Genomic DNA, 13,281 nt, shown 5'->3' with positions numbered 1-13,281 from the left:
GGAGAGGGGTGGGGTGGGGGCGCACTCTTCAAAACGCAGGCGACCCTCGCCCGGGGTGAGGGGAGCGGCTGGAGCTATTTCTCCACCGCGATGACCCGGCCGTGATCCACCGCCAGCGCCAGCCGGCCGGCCTTCAGCGCCAGCGCGCGCTCGCCGAACAGCTCGCGGCGCCAGCCCTTCAGGGCCTGCACGTCCGCCTCGTCGCTCACCGCGATGCGCTCCAAATCCTCGGTGGTGGCGATCACCTTGGCGGCCACCGCATTCTGCTCCGCCGTCATGCGCAGCAGCACCTTCAGCAGTTCCACCGTGGCACTGGCGCCATTGGGCAGCGGCTTGTCGCGCTCGATGCGGGGCAGGCCCTTGGGATCACGGGCAACGCCTCGCCGCACCGCTTCCAGCACCGCCTCGCCGTAGCGCGAGCGCTCGAAGCCCTTGGGCAGGGAGCGCAGCTCGGCCAGCTTTTCCGGCGTCTGCGGCTGCTGCACGGCGATCTCGCCGATCACCTCGTCCTTGATCACGCGGCCGCGGGGCAGGTCGCGGGTCTGGGCCTCGCGCTCGCGCCAGGCGGCCACCTCCACCAGCACGGCCAGCTCGCGCGGCTTGCGCACGCGGGACTTCAGCCGTTCCCAGGCGCTGTCCGGGTGCTGCTCGTAGGTGGCGGGGGAGGTGAGGACGTGCATCTCCTCGCCCACCCACTCGGCCCGGCCGCGTGCCTCCAGGTCCGTGGTCAGCTTGATGTAGATGTCGCGCAGATGGGTGACGTCGGCGACGGCATAGACGATCTGCGCCTGGCTCAGCGGCCGGCGCGACCAGTCGGTGAAGCGCGACGATTTGTCGAGGGCGTGGCCCGTGACGCGCTGCACCAGCTGGTCGTAGGAGATGCTGTCACCATAACCAAGTACCATCGCCGCCACCTGGGTGTCGAACACCGGGTGCGGAATGAGTCGGGCCTGGTGCCAGATGATCTCGATGTCCTGCCGTCCGGCGTGGAACACCTTCATGACCCGCTCGTTGGCCATGAGTCGGTAGAAGGGGGCGAGATCGAGCCCGTCGGCCAGCGCGTCGATGAGCACGGCTTCTTCCGGCGAGGCGACCTGCACCACGCAGAGCTTCGGCCAGAAGGTGGTTTCCCTTAGGAATTCCGTGTCGACGGTGACGAAAGGGTGGCGGGCGAGGCGTTCGCAGGCCGCTGCCAGCGCCTCGGTCGAGGAGATCGGGTCCATCCGCAGACCATACCCATGCCGGGCCGTCCCGAAAAGGGAATGTGGCGCGATTTTGTCAGGCGGCGGTGGATCGTGCCAGGGCGAGGGCGGCCTCCGCGGTGCCCGGGCGGCCCAGGAAAAAGCCCTGGAGATGGGTGCAGCCTTCTTCCGCCAGGATGCGGCGCTGGGCCTCGGTTTCAATGCCCTCGGCGGTGCAGCGCAGGGACAGGGTGCGCGCGAGGCCGACGATGGCCCGCACGATGGCCAGGCTCTCGGGGCATCGCGTCACGCCGTCCACGAAGGAGCGGTCCACCTTGATGCGGCCGATGTTGAGGGTGTGCAGATAGGCGAGGGAGGAGTAGCCGGTGCCGAAATCGTCGAGGGCGACGGTGATTCCCTCGGCGGCGAGCTGCTCCAGGGTGCCCCGCACCGTGGGACCCTGCTTGAGCAGGGTCGATTCGGTGATCTCCAGTTCGAGGCGCTGCGGCGCCAGGCCGGACTCCTCCAGGGCGGCGCGCACCTGCTGGTGGGTCTGGGCGCCGCGGAACTGGAGGGGCGAGAGGTTCACCGACACGAACAGGTGCGGCGGCCAGCCCGCCGCCGCGTGGCAGGCCTCCCGCAGCACCCAGGCGCCCAGCGGCAGGATGAGGCCGGTCTCCTCCGTGATGGGGATGAAGACGTCCGGCGGCACCAGCCCGCGTTCGGGATGCGGCCAGCGCGCGAGCGCCTCGAACCCCGCCAGCCGGCCGCCGGTGGCCTCGAAGATCGGCTGATAGGCGAGGGTGAAGCGGCGCTCCCGCCACGCGGCATGCAGGTCTGCCTCCAGCGTGCGGCGCGCGCGGGCGCTCGCTTCCATCTCCTCGGCGAAGGCCCGCGCGACCCCGCGCCCGTCACCCTTGGCGCGGTAGAGCGCGAGGTCGGCATTGTGCAGCAACTGGGCCGCCCTGGTTCCGTTCGCCGGGGACAGGGCAAGGCCGATGCTGCATCCCCCCCGTGACCCGGTGGTGGCCGATGACGAACGGTTCGCGCAGGGTATCGATAATGCCCTGGGCGAATGTCAGCGCCTCCCGGTCGCAGGTGGTGCCGAGGCGCAAGATGCCGAATTCGTCCCCGCCGAGCCGCGCGGCCGCGTCTCCCGGAGCCAGGCGCTCGCGGATGCGCCGGGCGAATTCGGTCAGGAGCAGGTCGCCGGCTTCGTGGCCGAGGGTGTCGTTCACGGCCTTGAAGTCGTCGAGATCGACGCAGTGCAGGGAGAAGGCCAGCTGGGAGAAGGCCGGCGGGGCGCCGGGCGTCGCGAGCAGGGCCTCGAGGCGCTCGGTGAAGGCGAGCCGGTTGGCAAGGCCGGTCAGCGGGTCCACGCGTGCCATGGCGTGCTCGGCTGCGGCAAAGGCGCGCTCTCCCTTGATCAGGCGCGCGACGCCGTAGGTGATGAGGGCGATGGCGCAGCACAACAGCCCCGAGGCGAGGATGAGCGGCATGGCGCGCTGCCACAGCACGCCTTCGATGGCGGCGCGGCTGTCGCTCACCTCGATGGCCAGCGGCAGGCGGGGCAGGGGCTGGAGGGCGGCGATGCGCCGCTGATCGTCGAGGGTGCCGGCGGGCAGGAGACCGTCCGTGGCTGCGGCAAAGACGGCGCTGATGGTCCGCGCTCGCAGCGCCGGGTCGCGATCGGAGAGGCCGGCGCTGCCGGGATGCCGCGCCAGCAGCGTCCCGTCGGTGCGCACCAGGGCGATCATGCCGCTGTGGCCGAGCTGGATGGCCCCGTAGAAGCGCTCCAGGTAGGACTGCTCCAGCGCGCCCTGCACCAGGCCGAGGAAGCGGCCGTCGCGGGCGGTGAAACGGGTGGCGAGGGGGATGGCGATGCGGCCGGTCCTGGGGCTGGCCGCCGGCTCTCCGATGAACACGTCCGGCCCATGCGGGGCGGAGAGCACGCGGAAGGCGTCGCGATCGGAAATGTTGACGTCCGGGATCGGCCAGGTCCGGGAGGCGTTCACAAGCTGCCCGGCGTCGTCGACGATGGAGAACCAGTCCACCTGCGGCAACGCGGACATTCGCGCCCGCAGCAGGAGGTGGACGGCGTGCGTGCCCATGATGGCGTGGAGCTGGGCCCGGCTTTCGACCGCCTGTTCGCTCATATGGCCGATCAGGTCGTCCTGGACGAATTCCAGGCCCTGGAACACCCGCGCGGTCTGCTCCGCCAGGGTCAGGGCAAGGTTGGCCAGCTCGCGGCGGCGATCGTCGATGCCGTCCCGCCGCGCCGTCCGGACGAATGAGGCTGTCGCGGCGACGATGCACAGGATCAGCAGCACCGCGATGATCACCGGCGGCACCGATTTGCGCCGGTTCAGCCGCTCCGCCTTGTCCGGCGTTGCTTCCCCGCCCCCTGGCGTGTCCATGCCGGCTTCGCCCCCGCTCGCCATGCGCCGCACTGCAGCATTAACGCACGATCTCAGCGTTTTTCAACATGGCCACAAACCCGCCGAAACGGACAGGATGCTTGACAAGGGGCGGGGCGCATGCACCTTCGCCCCGCCTCAGACGCGGACTTTCGTGCCGTGGCGCGCGGAGACGCCGCGCCCGGGACAAAGGGGGCCTCAGGCGTCCGGCGCGCGCCCATCTGGCTGCGCGCGGGGCGTCCGGACACCGGGCCCACGGGTCCCCGCGCCTCTCTGTTCAGCCTTGAAAGGGCGACCCATGCACCGTTACCGCTCCCATACTTGCGGCGCGCTTTCGACCGCCCAGGTGGGTGATATCGTGCGCCTCTCCGGCTGGTGCCACCGCATCCGCGACCACGGCGGCGTGCTCTTCATCGACCTGCGCGACCATTATGGCCTGACCCAGGTGGTGGTGGACCCCGACAGCGCCGCCTTCAGGGACGCCGAGAAGGTGCGCGCCGAATGGGTGATCCGCATCGACGGCAAGGTGCGCCTGCGCCCCGAGGGCACGCAGAATCCCGACCTCGCCACCGGCGCCGTGGAGGTCTACGCCGCCGAGCTGGAAGTGCTGGGCCCCTCGGCCGAGCTGCCCCTGCCCGTGTTCGGCGACGTGGAATATCCGGAAGAGACGCGCCTGCGCTACCGCTTCCTCGACCTGCGGCGGGAAAAGCTCCACCGCAACATCATGACGCGGGGCGCCATCATCGATGCCATGCGCGCGCGCATGAAGGGGCAGGGCTTCTTCGAGTTCCAGACCCCCATCCTCACCGCCTCCTCGCCGGAGGGCGCGCGCGACTTCCTGGTGCCGAGCCGCCTTCACCCCGGCAAGTTCTACGCGCTGCCGCAGGCGCCGCAGCAGTACAAGCAGCTGATCATGATGAGCGGCTTCGACCGCTACTTCCAGATCGCCCCCTGCTTCCGCGACGAGGACCCCCGCGCTGACCGCCTGCCCGGCGAGTTCTACCAGCTCGACCTGGAGATGAGCTTCGTCGAGCAGGAGGACATCTTCGCGGCGGTGGAGCCGGTGATCACCGGGGTGTTCGAGCAGTTCGCCGAAGGCAAGCCGGTGACGCAGAACTGGCCGCGCATTCCCTATGCGGAGGCCCTGCGCAAGTATGGCACCGACAAGCCGGACCTGCGCAACCCGCTGGTGATGCAGAACGTGTCGGACCATTTCCGCGGCTCGGGCTTCAAGGTGTTCGCCCGCATGCTGGAGGTGGAGAAGAACGAGGTGTGGGCCATCCCGGCCCCCGGCGGCGGCTCGCGCGCCTTCTGCGACCGCATGAACAGCTGGGCCCAGGGCGAGGGCCAGCCGGGGCTGGGCTACATCATGTGGCGGAGGAAAAGCGACGGCCTTTCGGATGTAGATTGGCAACTCCTAGATGCTGGAATCCAGAAGGCCGTGGCGAATGGCCAAACCGATCTAGCTGAGCAGCTGTACGCAAAGTATGCTGAGGCGATTGAAGGTGTCGGGCCGCTGGCCAACAACATCGGTCCCGAGCGCACCGAGGCGATCCGCGCCCAGCTCGATCTCAAGGCGGGCGATGCCGCCTTCTTCGTCGCCGGCGACCCGGACAAGTTCGTGAAGTTCGCCGGCCTTGCCCGCACCAAGGTGGGCGAGGAGCTGAACCTCATCGACAAGGACCGCTTCGAGCTGGCCTGGATCGTCGACTTCCCCATGTATGAGTGGAATGAGGACGACAAGAAGGTCGACTTCTCCCACAACCCCTTCTCCATGCCCCAGGGCGGCCTCGATGCGCTGAACGGGCAGGACCCGCTGACCATCAAGGCGTTCCAGTACGACATCGCCTGCAACGGCTACGAGATCGCCTCCGGCGGCATCCGCAACCATCGCCCCGAGGCCATGGTGAAGGCGTTCGAGATCGCCGGCTATGGCGCCGAGACGGTGGAGGAGCGCTTCGGCGGCATGTACCGCGCGTTCCAGTATGGCGCCCCGCCCCACGGCGGCATGGCGGCGGGCGTGGACCGCATCGTGATGCTGCTGTGCGGCGTGACCAATTTGCGCGAAATCTCGCTCTTCCCCATGAACCAGCAGGCCATCGACCTGCTCATGGGCGCCCCTGCCGAGGCCGCGCCCAAGCAGCTGCGCGAGCTTCACATCCGCTCGGCGCCGCAGGCGAAATAGGTATAGCCTTTCCTGCGGGAGCGCAGGACCGGGCGCGCGCGACGCATCGGCCGTTCCCGGGGAGGAATGCCGATGCGGTGCGTGCTTTCAGGTCGTGTGGTGCCTTGGCTTGTGGTTGCGGCCCTGCTGTCTCCGGTCGCGGCCGTGGCGGATGATGGGGCGGCGGCGCTGGCGCGCCAGGCGGTGAATCTGGCGGTCGCGCCCGGCATGGAAAGCCGGATCGACCGCATGATCGCCCAGGCGGTGGAGAAGCAGCCCGCCGAAAAGCAGGCCGAAGCCCGCGCCGATCTCCTGAAGACGTCCGCCGGCATCCGCGAGGACCTCATGGCCACCTTCGCGGCCTATTATGCGAAGGCCTTCACGCCTGCGGAACTGAAAGACCTCGTGGCCTTCTACCAGAGCCCGCTCGGGCTGAAGATGGTGCGGGTGGAGGAGCAGAAGCCGGCGGAGGTGAATGCCGCCATCCAGCAGCAGATCATGAAGCTGGTGGTGCTGCTCAACACGCCGCCAGGTGGGAAATGAGCCGCCCGTCCTCCCCGCTCCGCAGGTGATGGGCGCCTCCCTCTCCCGCTTGCGGGGGAGAGGGCCGCGCAGCGGTCTGTTCCCCGCCCGAGGCCGGAAACATCCGGCCTCGCTGCGGGAGAGGGCTTTAAGGCCCGTGTCTGGAGTGCGCAGCCAGCCGCCTCAGGGCGCCGTCGCCGTCGCGGAGAAGGTGAACGCCTCCAGCACCACCGAGGGGTCGTCCGAACCCGCGAGCGCCAGCAGCGGCACCCGGCCCTTGGGGGTCGCCGTCACCGTCAGGGTGCCGGGCTTGCGCAGGAAGGCCACCACCGCCGCGCCCACCACCGCCGCGTCCGGCGAGACGGCCTCAAGTTCGGCGGCGAAGTCTTCCGCCAGCGCCACCACCTCGTTGCGATACTCGTCCTCGCTCACGCCGGAGGCTGCGGCCATCTGGGCGAACATGAGCTTGGCGAGGCCGAGATCCGTCAGCGTCACCTTCACCGGCCCCGCCGCCACCGCGGGCAGGGCGGAGACGAAGCCGGCGGCGTCGGTGAAGGCGGCATCGGGCACGTCCGCCAGCGTGCTCTCCAGGTTCACGCGGAAGGCGTCCTTCACCTCGGTGGTCACCGGGGCGATGGTGAGGGTGCGGTCGTTGATGTCGTAGGCCGCCTTCAGTCCCATGGAGATGGTGGCCCGGTTGATGCCGGCCCCCACCAGATAGGTGAAGGGCTCGCCGTCGTCGGCATGGATGGGGCCGGACACGTCGGCGAGGGTGAAGTCCAGGTAGGAGGGCAGGGCCCCCAGCGAGCCGCCCCAGGACAGGGCGAAGGTGCCGATCTTCACCGGCTCGCTGCTTTGCGGTCCCTCGCCATAGGGCACTTCGAGGCCCTTCATCTCCACGCCGGAAAAGACCTTGAACAGCACCAGCGCCGACAAGGGCGAGGGCGCGTCCGCCTCGGCGGCGAGCCGGGTCAGCTGGTTGAAATCGAGCTGGCGCACGGCGAACCGGGCCATCTTCGCCGCGCCGCCGCCGGGGGTGACGCCCTCCACGCCTTCGAGGGTGGCGCCGTCCAGCACCCCGTTGGCGAGGCCCTCCAGCCGCACGGTGGCGACCTTGCCCTTCGCGCCCTGCTGCTCGCTGGTGGCGTTGGTGACGGCGTAAGTGGTGAAGGCGAGCCCGCCGACGAGATCGCGCGTCACCTCGATGAAGCGCCGGCTCTCCTCCGGTGACAGGTCGGGGGCCTTGCGACCCAGGGCGTCGAAGGTGGCGATGCGCTGGGCGTCGAAGGACGCGGGCCGGATGGCCATGTTCTCCAGCAGAATGGACTGGGCGCCTTGGGTCAGGCCGTTCTCCTGCGTCATCTTGTAGGGGCCGGTCACCACCTTGCCGACGATGCGGCCGTAGGTCTCCGCCGCCTTGCCGGAGGGGCCGCCGGGCTGGGTCATGAGCAGGAACGGGGCGGTATCGATCTGCGCCGCCACGTAGCCGTCGATCTGCGCCGTGGCCCGGCTGGGCGCGGTCTTGTCCGGCGCGGCATTCTTCGCGCCGCCGCCGATCTGGGCCGCGGGCAGGGAGGGCAACGGGAAGGAGAAGGTGATGGTGTCCACCACCATGCTGCGGATGAGCCCGGCATTCACGCCTTCGGCGGCAAGGTTGCGGTAGGTAAACTCGGTGGGTGCGGCGTCCGCCGGCGCGATGCGACCGCGGGCCTCGGGAATGGTCACCTTGGCGGCGGTGGTGGCCGCGAGCTGGCGCAGCGCCACCCGCAGCGCGCCGAAGGGGCCATTGCCCTCGCCGGCGGCGACCAGCGACAGGGGGCCGTTGTAGCGGTCGATCATCACCTGGGGCAGGGTGTAGGTGATGGTGCCGCCGGCGGCGGCTTCGCCGGTCAGGGCGATCTCCACGCCGTCGAGGTCGAGGGCGTCCACCGCCACGCGGCGGTCGTTGGGCCGCTCGCCGCCGCGGGCGGAGAGGCGGTCCACCTTCACCCGTGCCGCCCCGTCCGGGGAGACGATGGAAATGCCGGTGACGGTGATGCCCATCTCCTTGGGATCAAAGGCGGCGTCAGTGAAAGAGGCTTTCGCCCCGGTGTCCCTGATGCCGGCGAACACGGCGTCCACCTCCGCGCGGACCTTGGTGCGCGACCATGCGAGGAAGCCGTACCAGCCGGCGACACAGAGCACGGCCACAAGGCCGATCGCGCCGGCGATCCGAAGGCCGAATTTTCTGCTCATGTTCCGTCCTTTCCTCCGCCGTCCGGCCGAGTCGTGTCACGCACGTGCAACATACCTCAATTTTCGTTCCGGCCCGTGACATGGGAGAGCGTGGCGGCTAGGTTGCAGCCCGTTTTGCCGAGCCGGCGGGCTCGAGGAGGGGGAGGGGATATGGCGTCCAACATTTCCGAGGATCTGCGTTCCGGGGCGCTCGTCTATCATCGCCTGCCGAAGCCGGGTAAGCTGGAGATCCAGGCCACCAAGCCCCTCGGCAACCAGCGCGATCTCGCGCTCGCCTATTCCCCCGGCGTTGCCGCCGCCTGCGAAGCCATCGCCGCCGATCCGCTCCAGGCAGCGGAACTGACCATCCGTGCCAATCTCGTCGCCGTGGTGTCCAACGGCACCGCCGTGCTCGGCCTCGGCGACATCGGCCCGCTCGCCGGCAAGCCGGTGATGGAGGGCAAGGCCGTCCTGTTCAAGAAGTTCTCCGGCATCGACGTGTTCGACATCGAAATCGACGCCAAGACCGTCGAGCGCATGGTCGACGTCATCAGCGCGCTGGAGCCGACCTTCGGCGGCATCAACCTGGAAGACATCAAGGCCCCCGAGTGCTTCGAGGTGGAAGCCCAGCTGCGCGAGCGCATGAAGATTCCGGTCTTCCACGACGACCAGCACGGCACGGCCATCATCGTCGGCGCAGCGGTGCGCAACGCCATGGAAGTGGGCAACCGCAAGATCGAGGAGCTGAAGATCGTCGCCTCGGGCGCCGGTGCGGCCGCCCTCGCCTCGCTCAACCTGCTCCTGACGCTGGGCGCCAAGAAGGAGAACATCTGGGTCTGCGACATCGAGGGCGTGGTCTATGACGGCCGCAACACTCTCATGGATCCCTACAAGGAGAAGTTCGCCCAGAAGACCGACAAGCGGACCCTGGACGAGGTGATCGAGGGCGCGCACATCTTCCTCGGCCTCTCCGCCGGCGGCGTGCTGAAGCCGGAGATGGTGAAGAAGATGGCGGACCACCCGCTCATCCTCGCCCTGGCCAACCCCACCCCGGAAATCATGCCCGAGCTTGCCCGCGAGGCGCGCCCCGACGCCATGATCTGCACCGGCCGCTCGGACTTCCCCAACCAGGTCAACAACGTCCTGTGCTTCCCCTACATCTTCCGCGGGGCGCTGGACGTGGGGGCGACCGACATCAACGCCGAGATGAAGATGGCCGCGGTGGAGGCCATCGCGGCGCTCGCCCGCGAGACCCCGTCCGACGTGGTGGCCCGCGCCTATGGCGGCGAGACCCGCTCGTTCGGCGCCGATTCGCTCATTCCCTCGCCGTTCGATCCGCGCCTCATCCTGCGCATCGCGCCGGCGGTGGCGAAGGCGGCCATGGACACCGGCATCGCCACCCGGCCCATCGCCGACATGGATGCCTATATCGAGCGGCTGGACCATTTCGTGTTCCGCTCCGGCTTCATCATGCGGCCGCTGTTCGCCCAGGCGAAGCGCAGCATGAAGCGGGTGGTCTATGCCGAGGGCGAGGACGAGCGGGTGCTGCGCGCCGTCCAGGCGGTGGTGGAGGAGGGCATCGCCCGCGCCACGCTGGTGGCCCGCCCCACCGTGCTCGAGGCGCGGCTCAAGCGCTTCGGCCTCTCGATCCGGCCGGGGCAGGATTTCGACCTCATCAACCCGGAAGACGATCCGCGCTACCGCGACTATGTGCGGGACTATGTGGAGGTGGCCGGCCGCCGCGGCGTGACGCCGGATGCCGCCCGCACCCTGGTGCGCACCCATCCCACCGTGATCGCCGCCCTCATGGTGCGTCGCGGCGAGGCGGACGCCATGCTGTGCGGCATCGAGGGCCGCTTCACCCGCCACCTGCGCCAGGTGCGCGACATCATCGGCCTCGCGCCGGGGGTGAAGGAACTGGCGGCCCTGTCGCTGCTCATCACCCCCAGGGGCAACTTCTTCATCTGCGACACCCAGATCCAGACCGAACCCACCGCCGCCGACCTTGCCGAAATGACGGTGCTGGCCGCCGCCCACGTCCGCCGCTTCGGCCTTCAGCCGCGGGTGGCGCTGCTCTCGCACTCCAACTTCGGCAGCCACGAGACGCTCTCGGCCAAGAGGGTGCGGGCGGCGCTTTCCATCGTGCGCGACCGTGAGCCCGGCCTTCAGGTGGACGGCGAGATGCAGGCGGATGCGGCCCTGGTGGAGGACATCCGCCGCCACAGCTTCCCGCATTCGAGCCTGCAGGGCATGGCCAATGTGCTGGTGATGCCCGATCTCGACGCCGCCGACATCGCCTTCAACATGCTGAAGGTGCTGGGTGATGCGCTGCCGGTGGGACCGATCCTGATGGGCACGGCGAAGCCCGCGCACATCCTCGGTCCGTCCATCACCGCCCGCGGCATCGTCAACATGACGGCGGTCGCGGTGGCCGAGGCGCAGACCGTAGAGTGAGCGACGGCCCGTTGTGACCCTCTGACGTCTCGCCCTCCCCAGCTCCGGAGCCGGATGTTTCCGGCTCCGGTTTCCGGGCGGCTGCACGTGGCACCTCGCGTGGCAGCGCCCCCTCGGCAACAGCCGAAGTGCATCCGGCTCAGGTCAGGGGCAGCACCATGAGTTCGGCTGCGATCGGGCGGGCCTTCAGCCGCTCATACCAGGCCAACAGGTGCGGGAAATCGGGGCGGTCCAGCGCCACGCCGTCCAGCGGCAGGTTGAACCAGCGGTGGCAGGCGCTGGCGAGCGGAATATCGGCCATGGTAAAGCGCTCGTCCACGAGATAGGTGCGCGTCGCCAGCGTGCCGTCCGCCACAGCCAGCGCGTCCTTCAACTCGCCGAAGGCGCGGGTGATGACGGTCATGTCGCGGGCCTCCGGCCTGGTGCGCACTAGGCCGCGGAACACCGGCGAGAGCACGGGCGCCACCGCGCTCAGCTGGAAGTCCATCCAGCGCTCGGCATCGGCGCGCAGGCGCAGGTCTTCCGGCATCAGCGTGCCCAGGCCGTGGCCGGCGCAGAGATAGCGCACGATGGCGTTGGACTCCCACAGCACGAAGCCGTCGTCCTCGATCACCGGAACCCGGCCGTAGGGGTTGAGGGCGCGGAAGGCGGGCGTGTCCACGAGGCCGAAGACGCCGCCCGCGTCCATGCGCTCGAACGGGATCGACAGCTCCCGCGCGCACCACACCACCTTTTCCACGTTCACCGAATTCAGCCGGCCCCAGATCTTCAGCATCCCAGTCTCCTTTTCCCGAATGGCTTCGGGGGTGGTGGCCCCGCCCCGCCTCATGCCGGCGGTCCCCGTCCCTGGCCGGAGCCGGGAGAGCTTCGCCGGGACCGCGTGGGTTCTCTGCCCATGGCCGATGAATGCGGCTCCCCAGCCCTGGCCATGCCCTCGCTCCGGGGCAGGCCCGGTGGCGGGTTGGACCGAGCCCGAGCGGTGACGGAAGCTTCCGCCGGAAGGGTATATCAGCGCTCCGTGAAGGAGCGGGAGAGGGCATCGGTGAGGGGCCGCACCAGATAGCTCAGAACGGAGCGTTCGCCCACATAGAAGGCGACTTCCGCGTTCATGCCGGGCACGAGGCGCTGCTTGAGCTGCGGCGGGATGTCGGTTTCGGCGACCGCCACCCGCGCGAGGAAATAGGGCTGGTGGGTGGTTTCGTCCACCAGCCGGTCGCGGGAGACGGACTTCAGCTTGCCCATGACCATGGGCGTGGTGCGGTCGTGGAAGGCGGGGAAGCGTACCTCCACCGCGTCGCCCTTCTTCAGGCGGTCGATGTCCTGCACCGGCACCTGGGCATCCACCACCAGGGGCTCGTCCAGGGGCACGATCTCCAGCAGGGTGTCGCCCGGCCGCGCCACCGCGCCAACCGTGTAGGCGCGGGCATTGATGTTCTGCACCATGCCGCCGCGGGGCGCGCGGATGTCGATGCGCCCCAGCACGTTGCGTGTCACCCGCACCTTCTCGTTCAGCTCGGCGATCTTCTGGCGGGCCTCCAGCAATTGCTTGCCGATGTCCTCGGCCCGCTGCTGGCGCAGCTGGGAGACCTGCATGGTGAGTTCGCCGATGGCGCCGCGCACCTTCGCGGTGTCGGCGGTGTTGCGTCCGACCATGCCTTCGAGCCGTGCCTTCTCCCGCTCGATCTGCGAGACGCGGGACTTGTTCACCAGCCGCTTCTGCTCCAGCTGGCGCAGGGAATCCAGCTCGTCGTCGATGAACACCAGCTGCTGCTCGGCGGAAAGCCGCTCCTGGGTGAGGCCCTCGATCTCGTGGCCGGACTGCTCGGCGCGGCTTTCCAGGATGCCGGTCTGGCTCTTGAAGGCGGCGCGCCGGTCGCGGAACTGGGTGAGCTGGTCGGCCATGGCGTCGCGCACCATGGGCAGGCCGGCGTTGGCGAGGAGGTCGTCGGGAAAGGTGATCTCCTCCCGCTCGTCCCGCTCGGCCACCAGCCGCGCCTCCAGCGCGAGGGCGGCGCGCAGCTGGGCCAGGGCGGTGTCGTCGCTGGCCTTGGACTGGGTCGGGTCGAGGCGGAACAGCACCTGGTCCTTCACCACCTCCTCGCCTTCCCTGACGAGGATTTCGGTGACAATGCCGCCTTCCAGGTGCTGCACCACCTGTCGCTTGCTTTCCACCGCCACCACGCCGGGGGCGATGACGGCACTGTCCACCCGCGCCAGCGCCGCCCAGCCGCTGACGCCAAGGAAGGTGAAGGCGATGACGGCGTAGCCGATGCGCGCCATGGCGTGATAGTTGCTCGACGGCGGCGGGGGCGCGCCCGGGGGGCTGTCG

The 13,281-nt window shown here is 69.4% G+C and carries 9 protein-coding genes; 3 read left to right on the top strand and 6 right to left on the bottom strand.

The genetic code is table 11. The features are described 5' to 3' along the window. Positions 1 to 74 precede the first annotated feature (74 nt). The 3 genes from rnd to K9U41_RS18055 are packed head-to-tail and all read right to left on the bottom strand — an operon-like array spanning position 75 to position 3,598. The gene (rnd, locus tag K9U41_RS18065) at positions 75 to 1,223 is read right to left on the bottom strand and encodes a ribonuclease D (RefSeq protein ID WP_282642265.1); all 1,149 of its coding nucleotides are present in this window, start codon (positions 1,221 to 1,223) and stop codon (positions 75 to 77) included. 55 nt (positions 1,224 to 1,278) lie between these two features. Then, positions 1,279 to 2,136, bottom strand: coding sequence for a putative bifunctional diguanylate cyclase/phosphodiesterase (locus K9U41_RS18060; RefSeq protein ID WP_282642264.1), 858 nt, complete (start codon positions 2,134 to 2,136; stop codon positions 1,279 to 1,281). Beyond that, complete coding sequence (locus K9U41_RS18055) at positions 2,093 to 3,598, bottom strand: diguanylate cyclase domain-containing protein (RefSeq protein WP_282642263.1); 1,506 nt, start codon at positions 3,596 to 3,598, stop codon at positions 2,093 to 2,095. Before K9U41_RS18055 ends, K9U41_RS18060 begins: the two co-directional genes overlap by 44 nt. A gap of 298 nt (positions 3,599 to 3,896) precedes the next feature. Here K9U41_RS18055 and aspS point away from each other — a divergent pair, with 298 nt between their 5' ends. Together aspS and K9U41_RS18045 are read left to right on the top strand one after the other, a co-directional pair. Next, the gene (gene aspS, locus K9U41_RS18050) at positions 3,897 to 5,783 is read left to right on the top strand and encodes an aspartate--tRNA ligase (RefSeq protein ID WP_282642262.1); all 1,887 of its coding nucleotides are present in this window, start codon (positions 3,897 to 3,899) and stop codon (positions 5,781 to 5,783) included. A 99-nt stretch (positions 5,784 to 5,882) separates the two neighbouring features. Then, positions 5,883 to 6,305: a DUF2059 domain-containing protein gene (locus K9U41_RS18045; protein WP_282642261.1), complete on the top strand. Its 423-nt coding sequence runs from the start codon at positions 5,883 to 5,885 to the stop codon at positions 6,303 to 6,305. A gap of 162 nt (positions 6,306 to 6,467) precedes the next feature. On the opposite strand, the gene K9U41_RS18040 is transcribed toward K9U41_RS18045, so the two are convergent. Further along, positions 6,468 to 8,519 carry a hypothetical protein gene (locus K9U41_RS18040; RefSeq protein ID WP_282642260.1) on the bottom strand — a complete coding sequence of 684 codons (2,052 nt, stop codon included), beginning with the start codon at positions 8,517 to 8,519 and terminating at the stop codon, positions 6,468 to 6,470. A gap of 150 nt (positions 8,520 to 8,669) precedes the next feature. Here K9U41_RS18040 and K9U41_RS18035 point away from each other — a divergent pair, with 150 nt between their 5' ends. Further along, positions 8,670 to 10,952: an NADP-dependent malic enzyme gene (locus K9U41_RS18035; RefSeq protein ID WP_282642259.1), complete on the top strand. Its 2,283-nt coding sequence runs from the start codon at positions 8,670 to 8,672 to the stop codon at positions 10,950 to 10,952. Between the two features lie 139 nt (positions 10,953 to 11,091). On the opposite strand, the gene K9U41_RS18030 is transcribed toward K9U41_RS18035, so the two are convergent. Next, positions 11,092 to 11,727, bottom strand: coding sequence for a glutathione S-transferase family protein (locus K9U41_RS18030; RefSeq protein ID WP_282642258.1), 636 nt, complete (start codon positions 11,725 to 11,727; stop codon positions 11,092 to 11,094). Positions 11,728 to 11,960: 233 nt separating this feature from the next. Then, positions 11,961 to 13,281, bottom strand: a 1,321-nt coding sequence (locus tag K9U41_RS18025; RefSeq protein WP_282642257.1) for an HlyD family type I secretion periplasmic adaptor subunit, incomplete at its 5' end; no start/stop codon positions are given.

Source organism: Xanthobacter autotrophicus (assembly GCF_029991245.1).
Lineage (GTDB): Bacteria > Pseudomonadota > Alphaproteobacteria > Rhizobiales > Xanthobacteraceae > Xanthobacter > Xanthobacter autotrophicus_C.
This window is presented reverse-complemented; position numbering and strand designations above follow the sequence as displayed.